At 65.1% G+C, this 22,172-nt stretch carries 17 protein-coding genes; 9 read left to right on the forward strand and 8 right to left on the reverse strand.

The window, feature by feature from the left end; translation table 11 throughout:
• Positions 1 to 296: 296 nt before the first annotated feature.
• Together ASD22_RS00240 and ASD22_RS00245 are read left to right on the forward strand one after the other, a co-directional pair.
• A complete protein-coding gene (locus tag ASD22_RS00240) occupies positions 297 to 1,334 on the forward strand; it encodes a type IV pilus twitching motility protein PilT (RefSeq protein ID WP_056077357.1) in 1,038 nt (345 codons plus the stop codon).
• A 154-nt stretch (positions 1,335 to 1,488) separates the two neighbouring features.
• Complete coding sequence (locus ASD22_RS00245) at positions 1,489 to 2,661, forward strand: PilT/PilU family type 4a pilus ATPase (RefSeq protein ID WP_056077359.1); 1,173 nt, start codon at positions 1,489 to 1,491, stop codon at positions 2,659 to 2,661.
• Positions 2,662 to 2,754: 93 nt separating this feature from the next.
• Here the strand turns inward: ASD22_RS00245 and ASD22_RS00250 are convergent, their stop codons facing one another.
• The 8 genes from ASD22_RS00250 to gshB form a co-directional block, all read right to left on the reverse strand.
• Positions 2,755 to 3,129, reverse strand: coding sequence for a BON domain-containing protein (locus ASD22_RS00250; RefSeq protein WP_056077362.1), 375 nt, complete (start codon positions 3,127 to 3,129; stop codon positions 2,755 to 2,757).
• A 183-nt stretch (positions 3,130 to 3,312) separates the two neighbouring features.
• Complete coding sequence (locus ASD22_RS00255; protein WP_056077366.1) at positions 3,313 to 4,068, reverse strand: Bax inhibitor-1/YccA family protein; 756 nt, start codon at positions 4,066 to 4,068, stop codon at positions 3,313 to 3,315.
• A 104-nt stretch (positions 4,069 to 4,172) separates the two neighbouring features.
• Positions 4,173 to 5,960 carry a hypothetical protein gene (locus ASD22_RS00260; protein ID WP_056077370.1) on the reverse strand — a complete coding sequence of 596 codons (1,788 nt, stop codon included), beginning with the start codon at positions 5,958 to 5,960 and terminating at the stop codon, positions 4,173 to 4,175.
• Between the two features lie 114 nt (positions 5,961 to 6,074).
• Entirely contained in the window at positions 6,075 to 7,001 is a 927-nt protein-coding gene (locus ASD22_RS00265; RefSeq protein ID WP_056077374.1) for an aspartate carbamoyltransferase catalytic subunit, read from the reverse strand.
• Positions 7,002 to 7,027: 26 nt separating this feature from the next.
• Positions 7,028 to 7,474 (reverse strand): Holliday junction resolvase RuvX, encoded by a 447-nt coding sequence (gene ruvX, locus ASD22_RS00270; RefSeq protein ID WP_056077378.1) that lies wholly within the window; start codon positions 7,472 to 7,474, stop codon positions 7,028 to 7,030.
• Positions 7,471 to 8,040 carry a YqgE/AlgH family protein gene (locus ASD22_RS00275; RefSeq protein ID WP_056077382.1) on the reverse strand — a complete coding sequence of 190 codons (570 nt, stop codon included), beginning with the start codon at positions 8,038 to 8,040 and terminating at the stop codon, positions 7,471 to 7,473. The genes ruvX and ASD22_RS00275 overlap by 4 nt, the downstream gene beginning before the upstream one ends.
• Positions 8,041 to 8,103: 63 nt before the next feature.
• Complete coding sequence (locus tag ASD22_RS00280) at positions 8,104 to 8,919, reverse strand: energy transducer TonB (RefSeq protein ID WP_056080686.1); 816 nt, start codon at positions 8,917 to 8,919, stop codon at positions 8,104 to 8,106.
• 44 nt (positions 8,920 to 8,963) lie between these two features.
• Complete coding sequence (gene gshB / locus ASD22_RS00285; protein WP_056077385.1) at positions 8,964 to 9,941, reverse strand: glutathione synthase; 978 nt, start codon at positions 9,939 to 9,941, stop codon at positions 8,964 to 8,966.
• A gap of 365 nt (positions 9,942 to 10,306) precedes the next feature.
• Between gshB and ASD22_RS00290 the strand changes: the two genes are divergently transcribed.
• The 7 genes from ASD22_RS00290 to ASD22_RS00320 all read left to right on the forward strand — a co-directional run bounded on the left by ASD22_RS00290 (position 10,307) and on the right by ASD22_RS00320 (position 22,171).
• A complete protein-coding gene (locus ASD22_RS00290) occupies positions 10,307 to 10,720 on the forward strand; it encodes a response regulator (RefSeq protein WP_040669960.1) in 414 nt (137 codons plus the stop codon).
• A gap of 22 nt (positions 10,721 to 10,742) precedes the next feature.
• Entirely contained in the window at positions 10,743 to 11,114 is a 372-nt protein-coding gene (locus tag ASD22_RS00295) for a response regulator (RefSeq protein WP_007079997.1), read from the forward strand.
• Positions 11,111 to 11,650 (forward strand): chemotaxis protein CheW, encoded by a 540-nt coding sequence (locus ASD22_RS00300; protein WP_056077388.1) that lies wholly within the window; start codon positions 11,111 to 11,113, stop codon positions 11,648 to 11,650. Before ASD22_RS00295 ends, ASD22_RS00300 begins: the two co-directional genes overlap by 4 nt.
• Before the next feature lie 117 nt (positions 11,651 to 11,767).
• Positions 11,768 to 13,798, forward strand: a complete 2,031-nt coding sequence (locus tag ASD22_RS00305) for a methyl-accepting chemotaxis protein (protein ID WP_056077392.1) — start codon at positions 11,768 to 11,770, stop codon at positions 13,796 to 13,798.
• Positions 13,799 to 13,870: 72 nt separating this feature from the next.
• Positions 13,871 to 19,930 carry an Hpt domain-containing protein gene (locus ASD22_RS00310; RefSeq protein WP_056077395.1) on the forward strand — a complete coding sequence of 2,020 codons (6,060 nt, stop codon included), beginning with the start codon at positions 13,871 to 13,873 and terminating at the stop codon, positions 19,928 to 19,930.
• Complete coding sequence (locus ASD22_RS00315) at positions 19,923 to 21,608, forward strand: chemotaxis protein CheB (RefSeq protein WP_056077397.1); 1,686 nt, start codon at positions 19,923 to 19,925, stop codon at positions 21,606 to 21,608. The genes ASD22_RS00310 and ASD22_RS00315 overlap by 8 nt, the downstream gene beginning before the upstream one ends.
• Positions 21,605 to 22,171 carry a chemotaxis protein CheW gene (locus ASD22_RS00320; RefSeq protein ID WP_056077400.1) on the forward strand — a complete coding sequence of 189 codons (567 nt, stop codon included), beginning with the start codon at positions 21,605 to 21,607 and terminating at the stop codon, positions 22,169 to 22,171. Before ASD22_RS00315 ends, ASD22_RS00320 begins: the two co-directional genes overlap by 4 nt.
• Position 22,172 lies beyond the last annotated feature (1 nt).

Below are 22,172 nucleotides of genomic sequence, written 5' to 3' on the forward strand. Positions count from 1 at the left end.
CCTAGCCTAACCGAGCCGGCCATGGCGGGGAAAACGGCCGGCATGCTGGCGTCGTCGGACGGCTACCCTGGCGCCACGTGCAAACTGCGTCGAAAGTTTGCAATGTCCACCCGGGAAACAGTGGCCGCGCAGCGGCTTGCGCGAGTAGTATCGAAGCGGTCGCAAGGGGAAGGGGTACCCGGTTGTCGGATCGCGCCGGCGTCTGCGCTGGCGAGGGTCGCCCCGGTGAACTTCGCCCCCGTTTCATGCGGCACCAATCCATGCATCCAGACGATCGGTTTTGAGGGGAACGATAGATGGACATTGCCGAACTGCTTGCGTTCTCGGTGAAAAACAAGGCTTCGGATTTGCACCTTTCCGCGGGCCTGCCGCCGATGATTCGCGTCGACGGCGACGTCCGCCGCATCAACATCCCGGCACTGGAACACAAGGAAGTGCACTCGCTGATCTACGACATCATGTCGGACAAGCAGCGGCGCGATTACGAGGAGTTCTACGAGACCGACTTCTCGTTCGAGATTCCCGGCCTGGCGCGTTTCCGCGTCAACGCGTTCACCCAGAACCGCGGCGCCGGCGCCGTGTTCCGCACCATTCCGTCCGAAGTGCTGACGCTGGAGGATCTGGGCTGCCCGCGCATCTTCAAGGAGCTGATCGAGCAGCCGCAGGGCCTGATCCTGGTGACCGGGCCGACCGGCTCGGGCAAGTCCACCACGCTGGCGGCGATGGTCGACCACATCAACAAGACCGAATACGGCCACATGCTGACGGTCGAGGACCCGATCGAGTTCGTGCATACCTCGCAGAAGTGCCTGGTCAACCAGCGCGAGGTGCATCGCGACACGCACGGTTTCAACGAGGCGCTGCGCTCGGCGCTGCGCGAGGATCCCGACTACATCCTGGTCGGCGAATTGCGCGATCTGGAAACCATCCGGCTGGCGCTGACCGCGGCGGAAACCGGCCACTTGGTGTTTGCCACCGTGCACACGAGTTCCGCGGCCAAGACCATCGACCGCATCATCGACGTGTTCCCCGCGGGCGAAAAACCCATGGTGCGCTCGATGCTGTCGGAGAGCCTTCGCGCGGTGATCTCGCAGTCGCTGCTGAAGAAGGTGGGTGGAGGCCGTATCGCGGCGCACGAGATCATGGTGGGCATCCCGGCCATCCGCAACCTGATCCGCGAGGACAAGGTGGCGCAGATGTATTCGTCGATCCAGACCGGCCAGCAGTTCGGCATGCAGACCCTCGACCAGTGCCTGCTCGACCTGGTCAAGCGCGGCGTGGTGTCACGCCAGCAGGCGCAGGGGTATGCGAAGAACAAGGACAGTTTCAAGTGAGGCCGGGAATCGGGCATCGGGAATCGGAAATCGTTGAAAAGCACCGTGCTTCACGCGCTCGTGGCTTGAACGTTCCTGCCCCCGGATACCAATTTGCGGCGGATGCCGGTTTTCCGATTCCCCACTCCCGATTCCCGATTCCCGGGGTACAGCCATGAGCGATTTCGATTTCACCTCGTTCCTGAAACTGATGGTGCACAAGAAGGCATCGGACCTTTTCATCACCGCCGGTGTGGCGCCGTCGATGAAGGTGCAGGGGCGCATCGTGCCGATCACGCAGAGCCCGCTGTCGGTGCAGCAGGCGCGTGACATGGTGTTGAACGTGATGACGCCGGGGCAGCGCGAGGAGTTCGAGAAAACCCACGAATGCCAGTTCGCGATTTCCGCGCAGGGCGTGGGCCGCTTCCGTGTCTCGTGTTTCTACCAGCGCAATTGCGTGGGCATGGTGTTGCGCCGGATCGAGTCGAAGATCCCCACGCCGGAGGAATTGAACCTGCCACCGGTGATCAAGCAGCTGGCGATGACCAAGCGCGGCATCATCGTTTTCGTGGGCGCCACCGGCTCGGGCAAATCGACCTCGCTGGCCGCGATGATCGGCTACCGCAATGCCAACTCGACCGGCCACATCATCACCATCGAGGACCCGATCGAATACGTGCACAAGCACGAGGGCTGCATCATCACCCAGCGAGAAGTCGGCATCGATACCGACAGCTGGGACAACGCGCTGAAGAACACGCTGCGCCAGGCGCCGGACGTGATCATGATCGGCGAAATCCGCACGCGCGAAGGCATGGACCACGCGATCGCGTTCGCCGAAACCGGCCATCTGGTGCTGTGCACCCTGCACGCCAACAACGCCAACCAGGCGATGGATCGCATCCTGCATTTTTTCTCGGAAGACCGCCGCCAGCAGTTGCTGATGGATCTTTCGCTCAACCTGAAAGGCATCGTGGCGCAGATGCTGATTCCCACGCCCGACGGCAAGTCGCGGCGGGTGGCGGTGGAGATACTGCTGGGTACGCCACTGGTGCAGGACTACATCCGCCAGGGCGACATCCACAAGCTGAAGGAGGTGATGAAGGAATCCACCTTGCTCGGCATGAAGACCTTCGACCAGAGCCTGATCGAGCTTTATCAAGCCGGCGAGATTTCCTACGAGGACGCATTGCGCTATGCCGACAGTGCCAACGAGGTGCGTTTGCGCATCAAGCTGGCGCAAGGTGGCGATGCGCACACCCTCGCGCAGGGGCTCGACGGCGTGGCGCTGGAGGAGGACCGCGACCCGAACAACCTCGGCTCGGGCAGCAATCTGCTGAATCGCTGAACTTCGCAGACTGCTTGCCAAAAAAAGGGAGCCGTGAGGGCTCCCTTTTTTTGCCGCATCACCGCGGCCCCACAGCTGACGACAGCTGTTGTTTTACTGGCCAGCCGACGCATTCACCGTTATGCCGCTGGCATCCACGCTCTTGACGCCCTTGACGGACTTGGCCACGCGAACCGCGTCCAGCTTTTCCTGCGCCGAACCGACGGTGCCACTGAGGGAGACCGTGCCATCAACGGTGGTGACCGATATGTCGGTCGCCTTCACGGTCTTGCTGGTGCCGAACTCGGATTTGACCTTGGTGGTGATCCAGGCATCGGCCGCCTTGTCCGGCACGGTCTGGTTGCTGTGCTGCATTGAGTCGTTGGCGCTGGCATCCTGTGCCGCGACCTGGCTGAGCGGAATCAGCGCAAATGCGGCGGTCAGGCCAGCGGCCAACACGGTGCGACGAATCATGGACTGGTTACGCATGGGCTCTCTCCTGCGGTGGGGGGGATCTGTCGATATGACAGCCGGTCGCCAACATCCCGGCGTCCGTGAGCACATGGCAACAGCCGCGCCGTGAACCTCGCGTGGGCACGAAAAGCTCCGGTTCAGCCCGCGATCACCGACGCGAAGAGAGAGTTACGTGCATGTTTTCCTGCCGTTACGGGATCAATTGCGCGACTGCAGTTTCGACAGCAGGCGCAGCAATTCCAGATACAGCCAGACCAGCGTCACCACCAGCGCGAACGCGCCGTACCACTCCATGTACTTCGGCGCGCCCGACCGGGCGCCGGTTTCGATCAGGTCGAAATCAAGCACCAGGTTCAGTGCGGCGATGATCACCACCACGATACTGAAGCCGATGCCCAGGGTGCTGTTGCCGCTGATGAAATCCATCGAGTGGCCGAAGAAGCCCATCACGAAATTGGCGAGATAGAGAAGAAGCACGCCGCCGGTGGCCGCGACCACGCCCAGCTTGAATTTCTCGGTGGCGCGGATCAGCCCGCTGCGGTACGCCAGCAGCAGCGCCGCCATGGTGCCGAAGGTGAGGCCGACGGCCTGCATCACGATGCCGGGAAAACGTACTTCGAAAATGGCCGACAGCGCGCCGATGAAGACGCCTTCCACCAACGCGTACAGCGGTGCGGTGAACGGCGCCCAGGTTTTCTTGAAGGTGGTGACCAGGGCCAGGATCAGGCCGCCGATCGCGCCGCCGAGAATCAGCGGATAGAGCGCGGGCGCACTCTCCGGGCCGCTGAAACGGCTCCAGCTGTACATCGCCCCGACCAGCACCAGGATCAGCAGCAGCCCGGTCTTGTTGACCGTGCCGTTGATCGTCATGGTGCTGTCGTCATGGGCAACCAGAGCGCCGCTGGCCGCGTCCAGGAAGGTGTTCTTGTTGATGGCCGGATTGCCGCTTTGCATGATGAGCTCCTGAAGAAGTAGTGCTCATCTTAGAGCCTGCGGCGCGGAAGTCGACCGGTCCGGCCGCACTGGCGCCAAAGGCGGCGCCGGGCGGCGGAAAGCGGCTATTTCAGGACGGTCTGGCTAGTGATCACCATGCCATCGTCGTCGACGTGCATTTCCGCGTCGATACTGTCGACGCGCTCGGCCTGGGCCTTCATGACGGCGAACTGGGCTTTGGAACGAGCCGCGTTGGCGGCGGCCTCGGTTGCCGCGTCATCGTTGTCGGCACCCAGCGAGGAGTCGTCGCCGCGACTGATGGTCGCAGTTGCGGCGGCCAGGCTGTCGGCCTTGTCCTCCATCAGTTGCAGCCAGCTCAGGTACATCGCGCCGTTCAGGTGCATGCGCAGCATGCGCCCGGCGTCGCCCACCGGCGTGTTCAGGGTTTCGGCGAGCTTGGCGTCTTCGCCGGCACCGATGCCGATGGCCAGTGCATGCGGATTCATGGCCAGCCACGCCGGCTGACCCACCATGTTCGCCAGGTCCTGCGGCAGCGGTACCGGCTTGCTGTCCGCGGCGAGTTTCAGCCGCGCCAGCGACGGCACCATCATCTGGCCGGTGGCGAGCAGGCCGGTGGGGTTGGAGGTGGCCAGCACAAAGCGTCCGCTGAAGGTCGGCAGCGAGGTGTTTTTCGCGGCCACCATGGTGTCCAGCGCCACCCGCAAACCGAGCATGTCGCCGAACGGCGGAATGGCTGCCTGCTGCATGGCGGCGCCGAGCTTGGCGAACTCGTCATTGAGATCGGTCAGCTTGGGGCAGGTGAATGGCTTGGCGGCTACCGCATCGGCCTGTGCCGACCAGAACGTGCGCAAGGACATGACCGGCAGCGCAATGCTGAGGTCGAACGGCGCGGTGCCGGCCGTGCCCAGACCTGGCAGATCCACCTTGAGCTTGGCAAAGGCCTCGCTGATGTCAGGTGCCAACGCGATGTCGAAGCGGGCATCCTGGTGTTTCGGGTCGAGCCGCGTGTAGCCAAAGCTCATCGCAGGCACGCGGGCGGCGATGCGCGCCGCGTCGATGGCGCAGCTGGGCGGCGTCTGCAACTGGTTGGCCACCGGTTCACCGGTCTTGGCCGACTCGGCCTTGGCCCGGGCCTTCTCGATGGCGCCGAACAACGGGTCGTTGCCACTGGCCAGCAGCGGCAGGGCGCGGGTCAGATCCAGCTGGCCGACCAGCCAGTCCTTGTAGCCCTTGGCCTTGGCCAGGGTCTTCAGGCGGCCATCATCCTGCAGGCTCTTTTTCGGCCGATCCAGGCCCAGCGCCTGACGCAGCAGGCTCGGTGTCGCCGTGTCGGGCAGCAGGGCGATGACGGCCTGCTTGCCGACGATGGCCAGGATCACCTCGGTGCCCGACGCGGTGGAAACGTGGCGACGATAAGCCTGCTTGTCTTCCTGCGCGGTATCGAGTTTCTTGCCGTAGGCGGTTTCGAGCCGGGTGACGAACCCCTCGAACATCGCCGGGTCGCTGAGGTCGAACCGCAGCACCGGAGCCAGGCCCAGGCCGTAAAACGCGGCACGGCCCTTCACGTCGATGCCGGCGTGTGCGGCAAAGGTTTCGATGGTCTGGCCTTTCAGCTCGGTGCCGAACGCGCGCAGCAGGCGCGCGGTATCCGGATCCTTGGCGGCCATGTCGTCAGCCATGGCATTGAGCTGGGCCAGTTGGGCCGGCAACTGCGCGTCGGCCTGGGTCAGCAGGGCGGTGCGGGTGTCATCGTCCAGCGTCGCCAGGTTGGCCACCGCATACGGCGTGTCGGCAGGTACGAAAGCCAGCGGTGCGTTCTTGTCCTTGTGCGAGCAGGCCACCAGCATGAAGCCGGCCAAACCCAGCGCGATGAAGCGCATCGTCGATCGCATGATGAAACCCCTGATGGATAGGTGGAAAGCGCGGCTATTATGCCCGTTTCCACCCGTGCCGCATCGCAACACCGAAGCGGCGGCGCGCGCCATCACGTACCGCCGGATGCTTTCTCAGCGGGCCAGCACTTCGCACAACACGGCCATGCGCACGAACACGCCGTTGCCCACTTGTTCGAGGATGCGCGACTGCGCCCCATCGGCCACTTCCGACGCGATCTCGATGCCCCGGTTGAGTGGCCCGGGATGCATCACCAGGCAGCCCTTGGCGGCACGCGCCAGACGGCGTGTGTCCAACCCGTAGTGGTTGAAGTACGCGGCCTCATCGGGCAAATCCACGCTGGCCATGCGCTCTTTCTGCAGGCGCAGCATGATCGACACATCGGCGCCCTCGATCGCGGCGTCGAAGTCGTTGTAATAGCGGCAGTGGGGGAATTCGTCTGCCGCCGGCATCAGGCCCGCGGGGCCGCACAGGCGGATTTCCTTCACCCCCAGCACGGTCAGCGCGTGGATGTCCGAGCGCGCGACGCGCGAGTGCTTGATGTCGCCGCAGATCACCACTACCAGGTTCTCGAAATCCGGCCGGTGCTGGCGGATCGTGAGTACATCGAGCAGGCCCTGGGTGGGGTGGGCGCGGTTGCCGTCGCCGGCGTTGACCACCGAGACACCGCTCATCGCGTGGCGTACGAGTGCGTCGGGCGTGCCGGCTTCCTTGTGCCGCACGATGATCGCATCCAGGTGCATGGCTTCCAGCGTATGCAGCGTGTCGTACAACTCCTCGCCCTTGCTGGTGGACGAAAAGCTCAGGTCGAAATTGATGACGTCCGCGCCCAGCCGGCGCGCGGCCAGTTCGAACGACGTGCGGGTGCGGGTGGAGGGTTCGAAGAACAGGTTGAGCACGGTGCGCCCGGCCAGCACGTCCAGCTTTCGGGTGCCGTGTGCGCAGGCGTCGCGCAGGGCTTCAGCCCGATCGAGCAGGCGCTCGATGCTGATGCGGGGAAGGTGTTCCAGGGTGGTGAGGTGGCGCAGGCGAGGGCTCATGGAATCGGGTCGACAGGTGGGCGGGATCAGCGTGGTTCGGCGGTGGCCGGAACCGGCGGTTCGAGGAGCCAGTGCTCCAGAATGACGGCGGCGGCCTCGGCATCGATGTCGTCGGCGTGCCGGCGACGTTTCAGGCCGACGGAGCGGGCATGCGCGAAGCGGCGCGCCGCTTCCTGCGAACTGTGTCGCTCGTCGACAAGGACCACGGGCACGCCGTAGCGCTCATGCAATTGCGTGGCGAACCGGCGCGCACCGCGGCTGGCCGGTTGTTCGGCGCCATCGAGCGTCAAGGGCAGGCCGACCACGAAGGTGTCCGGCAGCCAGGTCTTTTGCAGCGTGTCGATGACATGCCATTCGATGTTGCCGTCGCGCACTTGCGCGGTGGCCACGGCGCGGGCGCTGCTGGTGATCGTGTTGCCGACGGCGACGCCGATGATGCGGCTGCCGACGTCGAAACCCAGCGCGCAACTCATGCGTGGCCTGCGTACATGGAAAGCTGACGCGGGTCCACGCCAACCAGAGCGGCGGCTGCGGTCCAGCGGTCTTCCAGTGGCGTCTCGAACAGGATGTGGCTGCTGGCTTCGGCGGTGAGCCAGGCGTTGTCCAGCAGCTCCTGCTCCAGCTGCCCCGCTTCCCAGCCGGCATAGCCCAGCGCCATCACCGCCTGCCGCGGACCTTCGCCGGCGGCGATCGCCACCAGGATGTCGCGCGAGGTGGTGATCGACCACTCGGTGCTGACGCGGTAGCTCGACTCCCAGTTGCCGGTTTCGCGATGCAGCACGAAACCGCGCTCCTGTTGCACGGGGCCTCCGATCAATACCGGTGAATCGGCCATTTCGATATCGACGCAGTCGAGCTTCATTTGCGCCAGCACGTCGCCCAACCGGTACTCGGACAGGCGGTTCACCAGCAGGCCGACCGCGCCGTTCTCGTCGTGCTGGCACAGCAGGGCCACGCCGCGCGAAAACGGCGGATCGGCCAGGTTCGGCATGGCGATCAGGAAATGGCCGGTGAGAATGTCGGCGGCAGGCGTACTCATGTGCTCATTGTAAGCCCGGCGCGCCGAATAACGTGCGAACGGGAAGTGACCGCCATGCCGGTTCTAGTGATTGCGCAGCACGTCGCCCGGCAGGAACTGCCAGGTGCGCGTGATGTACAGCTCGTCCACGGCGGCGTCCCTGGGCAGGGCCGGGAAAGGCGCCGCCAGCCGCACGATGCGTTCGGCCGAGGCATCCAGCAGCGGATGCCCCGAACTCTTGATCACCTCGATCGTCTTGATACTGCCGTCGCGGCGCAGGCCCACGGTGAGCACCAGGTCGCCGTACAGCTTGCGCTCGCGCGCCTGCTCCGGGTAGTTGAGGTTGCCCACGCGCTGCACCCGGTCGGACCATCCGCGCATGTAGCTGGCGTAGACGTACTCGCGAGTGCTGGCGGAGATGAATTTCTTCTTCGGCCGCTTCGCCAGCGCCTCGGTCTGCTCGCGCAGCTCGGCGGCCAGCTGCGCCATCGTCTGCTGGCGTTGCAGGTCGGCGGCGGTCTGTGTCTGCGGTTGCGGCGCGACCTTGGTCTGCGCCGAATCGCTGGTCACCGCGAACGCGCTGGTGCCGGTGGTGGTGACCATGTGCGTGGGCGTGGCGTCGCGCGGAGCGGGTGTGGTCGCCTCCGTCGCCTTGGCCGCCGTGCCGGGGTCGGGCTTGGATAGCGCGCCGGAGTGCCGCTGCGACGGCCGTGCGGCCCGATCGCTCACACCGCCGCCGCTGTTGTTGGCCTGGGCCAGGAAGTCCGCCTGGTCCGGCGCCCGCTGGTTGGCCACGTTGACCAGCGTCACATCCAGCGTCGGCAGCGCGGGCGTGGGTTTGGTGAAGTGGAACGTGATGCCCAGCAACAGCACGCCGTGCAGCAACAGCGAAAACAGCATGGTGGCGCCGATCGCGTTCGGCGTCTCGTTGACGGTGACGGCATTCACGCGGCGCGCGTTCCGGCAACGCGCTGCTCGATGACATCGAACAACTGGCCGGCGATATTGAGGCCGAACTGGTGATCAAGCTCCCGCACGCAGGTGGGCGAGGTCACGTTGATTTCGGTGAGGTAGTCGCCGATCACGTCCAGGCCGACGAACAGCAGCCCGCGCCGGCGAAGCTCGGGCGCCACCTGCGCCACGATCCAGCGATCGCGCTCGGACAGCGGCACGCCTTCGCCACGCCCGCCGGCGGCGAGATTGCCGCGGAACTCGTTACCTTGCGGTATGCGCGCCAGCGCATACGGCACGGGTTCGCCGTCGACCACCAGGATGCGTTTGTCGCCGGCAGTGATTTCCGGAATGTATTTCTGCGCGATGGTGAGCTGTCGGCCGGCACCGTGGGCATCGCCGCCGAGCAGGGTTTCCAGCATCGAGTTGAGGTTGCTGTCGCCCGCCTTGACCCGAAAGATGCCCCGGCCACCCATGCCGTCGAGCGGCTTCAACACCACCTCGCCGTGTTCGGCGGCAAAGCGGCGCAGTTCGTCGGCGTCGCGCGCCACCAGGGTCGGCACGATGCACTGGGGGAAATCCATCGCGAACAGTTTCTCGTTGCAGTCGCGCAGCGCCTGCGGCTTGTTCACTACGGTGACGCCGGCGCGCTGGGCAACTTCGAGCACCAGGGTGTCGTTGATGAACTGAGCATCCACCGGCGGGTCCTTGCGCATCAGTACGACATCGATGTCGCGCAGGTCGCGCCATTGCGGCTCGCCCAGCGTGTACCAGTCGCGCGGATCGTCGCGTACCTGCAAGGCAGCCAGTCGCGTCCACGGCACGCCGTCGCGCAGGGCCAGGCTGGCCTGCTCGAAGTAGAGCAGCGAGTGCCCGCGACGCTGCGCCTCGAGCAGCATCGCGAAGCTGGTGTCCTTGGCGACCTTGATGGTGCTGATGGGATCCATCAGCACCGCGACCGAAAGCGTCATCGTATTTCTCCGTGGCGGGTATGGCGGACCGAGTGGCCCGCGGTCGCCATGTCATGCGTGAATGGTCGCCGAGACCACGCCATCGCCACAAGCGATTCCGGCCCTGCCGTGTGCGTTGCCTGCCGCTCACCGCCACATGCTGCCGATTTGCGTCACACTCGACATCGCCGAGCGGAGCGCTCTGTCATCATTGCTTGACAGTCTCGGCGAGCAGGCGGTAAACAGCAATGCGCGAGAGGCATTGCCCGAAAGCCTGTTTTCGAGCGGCCTTATCTTTGCTGAATTTGTGCATGTACCCCAGCGGCATAGTAGTTGCTTGCCATCAAGGTCCATGCTGAGCTCGGTGCGCCACAGGGGGAGCTTGAGTGAATTTGAACGTGAGCGTTAACGGCCTCGCTGGACTGAAGGTCATGGTGATCGATGACTCCAAGACCATCCGCCGCACCGCGGAAACCTTGCTCAAGAAGGAAGGTTGCGAAGTGTTGACCGCGGTGGACGGATTCGAGGCATTGGCCAAGATCTCCGATCAGAAACCCGCGATCATCTTCGTCGACATCATGATGCCGCGGCTGGATGGTTATCAGACCTGTGCATTGATCAAGAACAATCCGCAATTCCGCAGCACCCCGGTCATCATGCTGAGCTCGAAGGATGGTCTGTTCGACAAGGCTCGCGGCCGCATCGTGGGCGCGGAACAGTATTTGACCAAGCCGTTCACGCGCGACGAACTGCTGGGTGCCATCCATAGCCACGTCGGCTCAGCGCATACCGCCGGCTGACTGCAGAGATCCAGGGGGTTCTGTGGCAACTATTCTCATCATCGACGATTCGCCGACCGACGTGCGTGTCTTCACCACGTTGCTCGAGCGCGCCGGTTATACCGTCATCGCGGTCAGCACCGCCGAAGACGGCATTGAACGCGTAAGGGCCGAGCTGCCCGACCTGGTCATCATGGACGTGATCATGCCCGGCATGAACGGCTTCCAGGCCACCCGCATCCTCACCCGCGACCCGGCCACGGCCGGCGTCCCGATCGTGATGATCACCACCAAGTCGATGGAAACCGATCGCGTGTGGGGGCTGCGCCAGGGTGCGCGGGCCTTCATCACCAAGCCGGTGAATGAAAAAGAGCTGCTGGCCAGCATCAGCGGGTTGCTGCCGGGGGCGGCATGAACCAGGCGGTCAACCTCACGCCTTTCGAGATACTTGCCCATTTCGAGCGGAAGTCGCTGGCGCACGCCTCGGCTTCGCCCGACACGCTGGAGGCGCCGGGGCTTTGGCGCGGCATCGGCTTCCGGGTGGGCTCGCGTCTGCTGGTCAGTGGCATCGACGAGATCAGCGAACTGCTGGCGGTGCCACTGCTTACGCCGGTGCCGGGCACGCAGCCATGGCTGCTCGGCGTCGCCAACGTGCGCGGCAACCTGGTACCCGTCATTGACTTCGCCCGCTTCCTGTTCGGCGAACGCACGCTGCATACCGACCGTACGCGCCTGCTGATCGTGCGCCAGAACGGCGGCAACGTGGCGCTGCTGGTGGACGAGGTGTTTGGCCAGCGTACGGTCGACCAGGAACAACGGACTCAGGCGATGAACGAGGACGATCCGCGCCTTGTTCGTTTCGTCGATGGTCGCGTGGGGGAGCAGCAGTTGGCGGTTTTCAGCATGAACCGACTGGTGCGCGCACCGGATTTTCGACAGGCCGCGGCCTGACGCGTCACATCGAATACAAGAAGGACCGGGATCGGTTGGGACCGGAATCAGGGGCAACTGCTCCGCTGAGCGCCGCCACGAGCGGCGCTGCCAGAAGCGCAGACGGGTGAGGTGAACATGAGCACTACAGGGGGCGTTAGCAGGGAACGGGGTTACACCCTCCTTATCGTCATGCTGCTGGCGGCGATCGGTTTTGCGGCGGTGGACTTTTTCCTGCTCAACCAGCGCAACGGCGAGGATCGGCAAGCGATCGCGCTGACCACGCAGATCCAGGTGCTGTCGCAGCAGACTGCGAAATTCGCGCTTGAGTCCGCCGACGGCAACGTCGATTCGTTCAAGGAACTGGAAAGCACGCGCAACGCCATCGATTCGGCGGTGCAACGGTTGAGCAAAGGCGATACCGCCGGTGGCATGCGTGCCTACGGCAACAACGACACCACGCCGTCCGGTCGCGCGGTAACCGCGTTGAGCCATTCCTGGAGCCAGCTCGACGCCGATATCGGCAAGATCCTGTCCAACAAGTCCGTGGTGCTCGATTCGGCCCAGCGCGCCGCCACGCTGTCGCGCGAGATACCGCTGCTCAACTCCAGCATGGAGCAGGTGGTCAACATCCTGCAGCAGCGCAACGGCAGCTCCGAGCAGATGCTGGGCACTTCGCGCCAGATGCTCTCTGCTGACCGCATCATCCGCCGTGTGCAGGAAGTGTTGCAGGGCGGTTCCACCGCCCAATCCGCGGCCGACGGACTCGCCCGTGACGCCCAGCTCTACGGCACCGTGTTGAAGGGGTTGCTCGAGGGCAACAGCGGCAGCGGCGTAAAACCGGTCAGCGACGCCAATGCGCGCAAGATCCTTTCCGACATGGATGCCAGCTGGGAAAAGCTGGCCGATCCGCTGTCACGGCTGGTCGCTGCCGCCAGCAACATCGCGGACGTGAAGCACGCCGGCAACCAGGCATCGCTGGATTCGCAGACCGTGCTGTTGCGCGCCAACGACCTCTCCGAGCAGATCGGCAAATTGCCGTTGCGCAGGCTGTTCCCGAACGTGTGGTGGGGCCTGCTGGCAGCGATTGGCGCGGTGGCCTTCGCGCTGTTGCTGGTGGTCAGCCTGGTGCGCGACCAGCGCCGCCGCTTCGCCGAGAGTACCGAGCTGAACCAGCGCAACCAGGAGGCGATCATGCGCCTGCTGGATGAGATGGGATCGCTCGCCGAGGGTGACCTCACCGTCAAGACCACCGTTTCCGAGGACATCACCGGCGCCATCGCCGACTCGGTGAACTACGCCATCGACGAGCTGCGATCCCTGGTGACCACGATCAACGAGACCTCCGAGCAGGTGTCGTCCTCGGCGCAGGAAACGCAGACCACCGCCCGCCAGCTGGCGAACGCGGCCGAGCAGCAGGCACAGCAGATCAGCACCGCGACCTCGGCGATCAACCAGATCGTGAGTTCGATGGACAACGTGTCGCGCGATTCGGCCGAGTCGGCCGACGTGGCCGAGCGCTCGGTGAAAATCGCCTCGCACGGCGCCGAGGTGGTACGCGAAACGATCTCCGGCATGGACTCCATCCGCGACCAGATCCAGGAGACCTCCAAGCGCATCAAGCGGCTGGGCGAATCCTCGCAGGAGATCGGCTCGATCGTGGAACTGATCAACGACATTGCCGAACAGACCAACATCCTGGCATTGAACGCAGCCATCCAGGCCGCCTCAGCCGGTGAGGCCGGTCGCGGTTTCGCGGTGGTGGCGGACGAAGTGCAGCGACTGGCCGAACGCTCCACCAGCGCCACCAAGCGTATCGAGACGCTGGTGCAGACGATTCAGTCCGATACCAACGAAGCGGTGAACTCGATGGAGCAGACCACCGCCGAGGTGGTCGCCGGTGCGCGACTGGCGGAGGACGCAGGCAGCGCGCTGGGTGACATCGAGCGCGTTTCGCACGATCTGTCCGCACTGATTCAGAGCATTTCCACGGCGGCAAGGGAGCAGTCGGCGGCGGCCACCGATATTTCGGTATCGATGAATGCGATCCAGGAAATCACCTCGCAGACATCGCAAGGCGCCAGCCAGACAGCGGATTCCATCGGTACGTTGGCGCAGTTGGCGAGCGATCTTCGCCGCTCGGTGGCGCATTTCAAGTTGCCGGATTGACATGAGCACTTTGAAGGGGGGCATTCTCGCTGGTGGCGTAATGCATCGCTGCGCAACCGCTGAGAGAGGCGCATGAGACTTCAAGACCACATCGATTTCACCACGCTGCAGTGGGTCAAGCCCCAGCTGGACGAAGCACTGTCCAGCGCCCGTGACGCGTTGGCGACCCATGTCGAAAATCCCGCCGATCGCAGCGTCATGCGTTCGTGCGTGGACCAGTTGCATCAGGTGCGTGGCACCTTGCAAATGGTGGAGCTGCATGGCGCCGCCATGGCGGCGGCCGAGATGGAAGAGGTTTCCCGCGCGCTGCTTGACGACCAGGTTGCCAATCGCGAAGACGCCTACGCCGTATTGATGCGTGGCCTGATGCAGTTGCCGGACTATCTCGAGCGCCTGTCCGGCGGACATCGTGACGTGCCGGTGGTGTTGCTGCCGCTGCTCAACGACCTGCGCGCGGCCATCGGGAAACCGCCGCTGTCCGAGTCGGCCCTGTTCCATCCCAATCTCGACGCCTTCCTGCCGGAGCAGGCGCCCGCCGCCATGAGCGAGTCGCATGCCGAGGCGCGTCGTGGCGAATTGACCGCGCTGCGGCTTCGCTTCCAGCGACAGCTGCTGGGCTGGTTCCGTGGCGAGGATCCGACGCGCCAATTGGCCGGCATGCGCACCACGCTGCTGGAAATTGCCGCGCGCTGCTATCACGTGCACGGTCGCCGGTTGTGGTGGATCGCGGCGGGAGTACTGGAGGGCCTTGGGCAAGGCTTGTTCAAGAACCGTACGACCGAAATCCGCCAGCTGATCGGCAAGGTCGATCGCAATATCCGCGAGCTGGTCGAACACGGCGAGGACAGTCTGCGTGGTGGTGACGCCGACGAACTGGCGTGCCAGCTGCTCTATCTGGTGGCGCAATCGCCGCAGCGCAGCCCGCAGATGGAGCTGCTGCAATCCACGTACGCGCTCGATCGTCAGGTGCCTGACGCCAGCGAACTGGAGCACGCGCGCGGATCGATGGCCGGCCACAACCGCGCCTTGCTCGACTCCGTGTCGCGCGCGCTGAAAGATGATTTGTTGCGGGTGAAGGAAGCGCTGGATCTGTTCCTGCGCCAGGTGGATGGTGACCCGGCCCAATTGGCTGCACAGGGCGAAGTGCTGGAGCGTGTCGGCGACACCCTCGGCATGCTGGCGCTCGCGGTGCCGCGGCGGATGGTTGTCGAGCAGCGACAGGTTCTCGACGAGATCGCCAATCACATGCGCAGTGCCGACGAGGCCGCGTTGCTCGATGTTGCCGGCGCGCTGCTCTATGTCGAGGCATCGCTGGACGACCACATCGAAAGCCTTGGCGCCGAGGGTGTGACGGAAGGCGACGAAGGTGTGGTCGGCGTTCCCCGCAGCGAGGCCATGGGCATCGTCGTGGCGTTGATGCAGGAAGCGATCAGCAACACCGGCAAAGTGAAAGACGCGATCGTGGCGTTCAGCGAATCCGGTTGGCAGCACGAGCATCTTGCCGGCAGCCCGGCGTTGATGGATGAGGTGGCCGGTGCATTGCGCATGCTGTCCACGGCACGCCCCGCCGAGCTGGCCGAAGGCATCAGCCGCTTCATCGGCAATGAGCTGCTGCTCGATCGACGCGTGCCCGATGGCGCGCAGATGGATCACCTGGCCGATGCGCTGGCCGCGCTGGAGTATTACCTCGAGGCTGCCCGCGAACATCGCGGTGGCCTGGAACATATCCTTGATGTCGCCGAGCACAGTCTGGGCCTGCTGGGTTACTGGCCGCCGCCGGCTGCCCGCGAATTGCCCGAGACCCCGCCGCCGGTGGCCGCCGATGCATTGCCGACGAACGACGAACATGTCGAGCTCTCCGAATCGGTGAGCGTGCATCCGGGCGACAGCATCGATGAGCTGATCATCGGCGAAGACACATCCTCGCCGCGCTCCGCGCAGGATATCGATGGCCTGCGCCTGGCTGAAACCGAATCCCTGAAACCCGAGTCGGCCGAAAGCGCTTCCGACGAGGACTGGGTCGAAATCGAAGAGGAGATCGTCGAGCAGGTTCCGGTCACCGATCCGCTGGCGGCCACCGCCGGCTTCAATGCCAACGCCGAAGGCATCGATGACGATATCCGCGAAATCTTCCTGGAGGAGATGCAGGAGGAAATCGACAACCTCACCGAGGCCGAAAAGGTCTGGCTGGACGATCCATCGCAGTTGTCCTCACTGACGGCCATCCGCCGCTCGTTCCACACATTGAAAGGTTCGGGCCGGCTGGTTGGCGCCAGCGTGCTCGGCGAGTTCGCATGGAAGGTCGAAAGCACGCTCAACCGCGTGCTCGACAACAGCATCGAACCGCATGAAGGCGTGCAGGCGATGGTGCGCCGGGCCATCGATGCGCTGCCGCAGTTGCTGGCCGCGCTCAAGGGCGAAGGCGCGCTGAAAGCACCGCTCGGCGCCATCATGGACGTGGCCGAACGACTGGCCGCTGGCGAGGAGGGCGCGCGGGTCGAGGGCCATCCGTCGGTTGTTACCGAAACGGTTCGCCGGGTCGTACGCCGCCGCGTGCCGCGCATGGACGCGGATGCGGCAGCGATTCCGCAGGCCGGCATCACCGATGCCCACACGTTGGCAGGCGCGCCGGACGATGACGTCGAACCGGTTGAAGCGTTGCCGTTGCCGGTGATGCCGCCGGTGGACCCGGTTCTGCTGGAGATCCTGCGCAGCGAAGTGGCCCAGTATCTGCAGACGATACGCGGCGCCATCCAACGCGCGGGCACCGAACTGCGGGTGGGCGAAGAACTGCTGCGCGCCGTGCATACCTTGCACGGGGCCATCGCCATGGTCGACATCGCCTTGCTGATGCAGGTGTTGTCGCCGCTGGAGGGTTTGCTCAAGCGCCTGCGCGCCGCCGATGTGCCGTTGTCCAGCGAAGGCATCCGCCTTCTGGGCGAGGCCGCCGACGTAGTCGATACCGTGATGGAGCAATTCGACGCGGCCGATCCGCAGTTGCCCGTCGTGGATGCGCTGGTCGACGAGATCGTGGCCATGCGCGACTTGTACTCCGAGTCGCAGGTTGCCCACGTGGTGTACGAGTCCCGCCCCGACGACCTGGAAGATGCCGCGGCATTGGGTGCGGAGCATGATCTGGACGCCTGGACGCCGTCGTACGAACTGGACGCGATGCCGGTCGACAACGACGAAGCACCGGCCATCGCCGACGAGACACCTGCCGACGAGACATTGTCGGAGGCATCGCCGGCTGCCGCCTTTGTTGACGGCGCCGAGCCTGCGGCCGATGCCGACGATGCGCACCACGAGACGTTTGCCAGCGAGTTGATGGCGGCGCTGGATGCGTTCGAACCAGGGGAAACCCGCGACAGCGATATCGAAGACGCTCCCGTCGACGATGCCGTGCGGATGGACGACGAGAACGCCGCCATCGACGCGCAGCAAGACGACCTGGACGACGCCGGGCTGGCCGAGGAGCTTGCCGCGGAGCTGGAGGCCGTCGAGCGTGAGGCTGCTGCACGCGAAGCCGCCGAGCGTGAAGCTGCGGAGCAGCGCGAGGCCGAAGCGCGTGCATCGGCTGAACGTGAAGCCGCCGAGCGCGAAGCGGCCGGACGCCGTGCGCGTGAGGCACGCGAACTCGCCGAGCGCGAGGCGTCGGAGGCTGCTGCATTGGCGCGGCAGACGACCCACGCCGTCGATGCCGGTGCGGTATCCACAACCGTGGAAGGCGGCGCCGATGAGACGCCCGCCGCCAATGCCCTCGATGACGACTTGCTCGAAGTGTTCCTCGATGAGGCACATGAAATCCTGGATCACGCCGATGACGTGCTGGCGCAGTGGCGCGCCGAGCCGACTGAACTTGGCTACGTGGGCGAGCTTCAGCGCGACCTGCATACGCTCAAGGGCGGCGCGCGCATCTCGGGCCTGGGGTCGATCGGCGATCTGGCCCACGCGATCGAGACACTGCTGGAGAAGCCGGTCGACGCGTCTGGCACCGCCTCGTTGATCGGCGCGCTGGAATCCAGCTTCGACCAGCTCAACGCGATGGTGCAGCAGGTGGCGCATCGCCAGACGATCGAATACCCGCAGGCGATGATCGACCGGCTGCTGGCGCTCGCCGGTGAGGAAGGTTTCACCAACGACGACGTGCTGGCAGCCATTGCGATGCCCGAGACGGCGGCGCCGGCGTCGCCGGTGGCGGCGTCCGGTGAACGGACACCAGACGGCGATCTGCCGGGGCTGTTGCCCGAGGTGGAAGAAGAAGTCCGCTCGACGCAGGAACAGATCCGCGTTCGCGCCGACCTGCTGGACAGCCTCGTCAATCATGCCGGCGAAGTGGCCATCTACCGTTCGCGGCTGGAGCAGCAGGTTGCCGGCTACCGCTTCAACCTGGTCGAGCTGGAACAGACCGTGGCCCGCTTGCGCAGCCAGTTGCGCATGCTGGAAATCGAGACCGAGGCGCAGATCATCGCGCGCTTCCAGCGCGAGCATCGCGAGGCGGGCCTCACCACCGTGTTCGATCCGCTCGAGCTCGATCGTTATTCCCAGCTGCAGCAGTATTCCCGCGCGCTGGCCGAGTCGGTGTCCGACTTGGTCTCCATCCAGAGCACGCTGGACGAACTGACGCGCCAGGCCGAAACCCTGCTGATCCAGCAGTCGCGTGTCAGCACCGACCTGCAGGATGGTCTGCTGCGTACCCGCATGCTGCCGTTCGACACCATGGTTCCCAACCTGCGCCGCACCCTCCGCCAGGCCGCCCAGGAAGAAGGCAAGCACGCGCAGCTCTATGTGGACGGTGCGCACGGCGAAATGGATCGCAACCTGCTCGACCGCATCAAGGCGCCGTTCGAGCACATGTTGCGCAATGCCATCGCGCACGGCATCGAAACGCCGGACGAACGACGCAAGGTCGGCAAGCCGGCCGAAGGCGCGGTGCATATCCGGGTGGCACGCGAGGCGACCGAGGTGGTAGTGCGCGTCAGCGACGATGGCCGCGGCCTCGATCGCGAGGCGATCCGCGCCCGTGGCATCGAGCGCGGGCTGCTTCGTGCCGACGCCAACCCCAGCGACGATCAACTGCTGGGTCTGATCACCCAGGCCGGTTTCTCCACTGCGGGCAAGATCACCCAGCTGGCCGGCCGCGGCGTCGGCATGGACGTGGTGGCCAACGAGATCAAGCAACTGGGCGGCTCGTTGTCGATCGAATCGACCGCGGGCAAGGGCACCACGTTCGTACTGCGCCTGCCGTTCACCCTGGCGGTGACGCAGGCAATCCTGGTACGCATCGGCGAGGCCACGTTCGCCATCCCGATGACGTCGGTCCAGGGTGTCGCACGGATTGACGCCGATGAGATGACGACGCTGCTGGAGCAGGGCGAGCCCACGTTCTCCCATGGCAATGAGTCCTACGCCATCCACGATCTGGCCGAACTGCTCGGGCTGCCGCCCGGGTTGCCGCCCGAGGGCGAGCAGCAGCCCTTGCTGCTTACCCGTGCCGGTGACTTGCGTGCGGCCATCCGGATCGACGCGGTGCTGGGCTCCCACGAAATCGTGGTCAAGTCGGTGGGCCCGCAGATCAGTTCGGTGCCCGGTCTGCTCGGCGCCACCATCATGGGCGATGGCTCGGTGCTGATCATTCTGGATCTGGCGCCGCTGGTCCGCCACGGCATCACACGTCGCGAGCAGCGTCTGGCAGAGGGGCTCAGTGCCCTGCAGGCGCCGGTCATCGAGGAAGTCCGGGTGCGGCCGCTGGTCATGGTGGTGGACGATTCCATCACCATGCGCAAGGTCACCAGCCGCGTGCTCGAACGTCATGAGTACGAGGTCAGCACCGCCAAGGACGGTGTCGATGCGGTCGAGAAACTGCACGAGCGCGTCCCTGATCTGATGCTGCTGGATATCGAGATGCCACGCATGGACGGCTACGAGCTGGCGACCCTGATGAAGGCCGACCCGCGCCTCAGCGGCGTGCCGATCATCATGATCACCTCGCGCAGCGGCGACAAACACCGCCAGCGGGCACTCGACATCGGTGTGGAGCGTTATCTCGGCAAGCCGTACCAGGAGGCCGACCTGCTGACGCAGATCGGCGAGGTGCTGGAGCTGCACGCGTCGGAGCCGGCCCATGACTGAATCCGGCCCGGGGATCGCATTGCTTTTCGGCGATGGCGAACTGGGCGGCCAGTTGCGCCTGGCACTGCAGGAGCATGGCGCGCGGATCGTGCACGAAGGCAGCATGGCCAGCCTCAACCGCGACCTGTTGATGGCAAGCGGGGCCGAGGTCGTGGTGGTGAATCTCGACGACGAGAACGACGACGCGCTTGATCGCCTCTATGACGTGATCGACGGCGATACGCCGCGCGTGGTTTTCAATGACGGCCAGGCCAGCCGCGCGCTTGAAGGGTGGGATCGCGCCCGCTGGGCGCGCCATCTGGCGGCCAAGGTCATGGCCTCCGCCGATGTCGACCCGCCGCGGCCGCTCACCGCCGCCAGCCTGGTCGTGCCCGCTGCGGCCCCGTCGGTGGCCGAAAGCGCCGAGCTCACGGACGACACGGTTCCTGCCGCTGAAGAGGCCGTCACGACGGCCGTATCCAGCGCGACGGAGACCGACGGTGACCTGGCTTTCGACGAGCCCGCATCGATCGATCAGGGCATCGATGGGCCCGAGAGCGCCGATTCCAACAGCCTCGAAGCCGAGCTCGAGGCCATGCTGGCCTCCGATGCCTTGTCGACGGGCGAGGACGAATTCGGCTCGGGCCTGCGTTATTTCGAAAACGCACCGGCATTGCACGATGGTGAGTTCGGCGATGTGGCTGGCGAAGCGGCCGAGGCCTCCGACGCCGTGGATGAACCCGCCGCCGAGGACAGCGTCGGTACCGAACGGGTTGCCGCAGCGGCCACGAGTTTCGATTTCGATCACCTGCCGTCGGACCTGTCCCTGGCTGGTGATGCTGCACCTGTCTCCGAAAAAGCCCCGGCACCCACCGTGGTGAGTGCGCCCGACAGCTGGGCCTTGCTGGACGATGACGCTCCCGTCGCACCCGCGCCGGCGCCCGCCACGGTATCCGCCACGGATTTTGGCGTGGTGAAACAGACTGCAGCCGAATTCCTTTCACCCGAGGTCGAGCACGCGGCACCGGCCACCGAGCCGGTGATGAGCCTGCAGTTGCTGACGATGGAAGAGGCGGTGGCGCCGCAGCCCTACTCGCAGGACAGCGAGATGCACCTGGACGACAACACTCGCCGTCTGCATCGGGTCGTGTTGCTGGGGGCGGCGGCTGACGGGCTGGATTCGGTGTGCGAATTCCTTTCGGCGTTGGCGGCACCCACGCGATCGACGTTTCTGCTCACCCAGCACCTGGGTGCGCAATCGATATCGGGGCTGATGGAAGTGCTGTCGGTCGGCGGCGGGCCATTGCCCGTCCGGCTGGCAACCGACGGTGACCATGCCGTGCCCGGCGAGTTGTTGGTGGTGCCGGCGGCGTCCCAGGTTTCGTTGCGCCGCGACGGCGCGATAACCGTGCAGGCCAACGAGCCCGATGCCGGCAACGAGTCCTCGATCGATGCCAATTTCAGCACGGTCGCCACTATTTTCGGGCGCGACGTGGTGTCGATCGTGTTCGCCGGAAGCTCCACCGACGCGGTTGCCGGCGCCCAGGCCGTACACGATCTGGGTGGCGAGGTCTGGGTCGAAGCCGCGTCCGACGTACAGTATTCCGATATGGTCGGCAGCATTTTTGCCGAGCGACTGGTCAGTTTTTCCGGTGCCCCGCATGAGTTGGCGGCGCACCTGATCGAGGTGTATCCATGAGTGATCCGCTGCCGCGCGAAATCCGCTGCATCCTGGTGCCGGTTGGCCATATGCGCTTGTTGTTGCCCAACGCCACCGTGGCCGAAGTCATCACCCTGCCCGAGGCGGAGTCGGTAGCCGGTGCGCCGGCGTGGTTGCTCGGGCGCATTGCCTGGCGTGGCTGGCGGGTACCGCTGGTGTCGTTCACCCGGCTTTGTGGCGCGGAAGAGGGCGACGCCGAACTCAGTTCCCGCGTTGCCGTGCTGAAGACACTGGGTGGCAATGCGCAGATGCCGTTCATGGCGCTGGTCACGCAGGGTTTCCCGCGCCTTACCACGCTCAACGCCGAGCTGATCATCCCGACCCACGACGGCACCCAATTGCCGCCGGGTATCCGTGCCCGGGTGCTGGTGCGTGACGATGTCGCGGTGATCCCGGACATGGAAGGCATCGAGGCGGAACTTCTGGCCTTGCTGCAGCAGGTTGATGCCGTGGGGTCGGATGAGACGACCGAAGACCACGTCGACTTCGAACGCATGGACTCCGCGTCCGCGCCGTCGTCATGGGCTGATTCCGACGATTGAG

This window comes from Rhodanobacter sp. Root480, from assembly GCF_001426645.1.
Lineage (GTDB): Bacteria > Pseudomonadota > Gammaproteobacteria > Xanthomonadales > Rhodanobacteraceae > Rhodanobacter > Rhodanobacter ginsenosidimutans.

Excerpts from the sequence above, each read along its gene's own strand:
- ASD22_RS00240 (WP_056077357.1), top strand. The coding sequence starts at position 297 with ATGGACATTGCCGAACTGCTTGCGTTCTCGGTGAAAAACAAGGCTTCG.
- ASD22_RS00245 (WP_056077359.1), top strand. The coding sequence starts at position 1,489 with ATGAGCGATTTCGATTTCACCTCGTTCCTGAAACTGATGGTGCACAAG.
- ASD22_RS00250 (WP_056077362.1), bottom strand. The coding sequence starts at position 3,129 with ATGCGTAACCAGTCCATGATTCGTCGCACCGTGTTGGCCGCTGGCCTG.
- ASD22_RS00255 (WP_056077366.1), bottom strand. The coding sequence starts at position 4,068 with ATGCAAAGCGGCAATCCGGCCATCAACAAGAACACCTTCCTGGACGCG.
- ASD22_RS00260 (WP_056077370.1), bottom strand. The coding sequence starts at position 5,960 with ATGCGATCGACGATGCGCTTCATCGCGCTGGGTTTGGCCGGCTTCATG.
- ASD22_RS00265 (WP_056077374.1), bottom strand. The coding sequence starts at position 7,001 with ATGAGCCCTCGCCTGCGCCACCTCACCACCCTGGAACACCTTCCCCGC.
- ruvX (WP_056077378.1), bottom strand. The coding sequence starts at position 7,474 with ATGAGTTGCGCGCTGGGTTTCGACGTCGGCAGCCGCATCATCGGCGTC.
- ASD22_RS00275 (WP_056077382.1), bottom strand. The coding sequence starts at position 8,040 with ATGAGTACGCCTGCCGCCGACATTCTCACCGGCCATTTCCTGATCGCC.
- ASD22_RS00280 (WP_056080686.1), bottom strand. The coding sequence starts at position 8,919 with ATGCTGTTTTCGCTGTTGCTGCACGGCGTGCTGTTGCTGGGCATCACG.
- gshB (WP_056077385.1), bottom strand. The coding sequence starts at position 9,941 with ATGACGCTTTCGGTCGCGGTGCTGATGGATCCCATCAGCACCATCAAG.
- ASD22_RS00300 (WP_056077388.1), top strand. The coding sequence starts at position 11,111 with ATGAACCAGGCGGTCAACCTCACGCCTTTCGAGATACTTGCCCATTTC.
- ASD22_RS00305 (WP_056077392.1), top strand. The coding sequence starts at position 11,768 with ATGAGCACTACAGGGGGCGTTAGCAGGGAACGGGGTTACACCCTCCTT.
- ASD22_RS00310 (WP_056077395.1), top strand. The coding sequence starts at position 13,871 with ATGAGACTTCAAGACCACATCGATTTCACCACGCTGCAGTGGGTCAAG.
- ASD22_RS00315 (WP_056077397.1), top strand. The coding sequence starts at position 19,923 with ATGACTGAATCCGGCCCGGGGATCGCATTGCTTTTCGGCGATGGCGAA.
- ASD22_RS00320 (WP_056077400.1), top strand. The coding sequence starts at position 21,605 with ATGAGTGATCCGCTGCCGCGCGAAATCCGCTGCATCCTGGTGCCGGTT.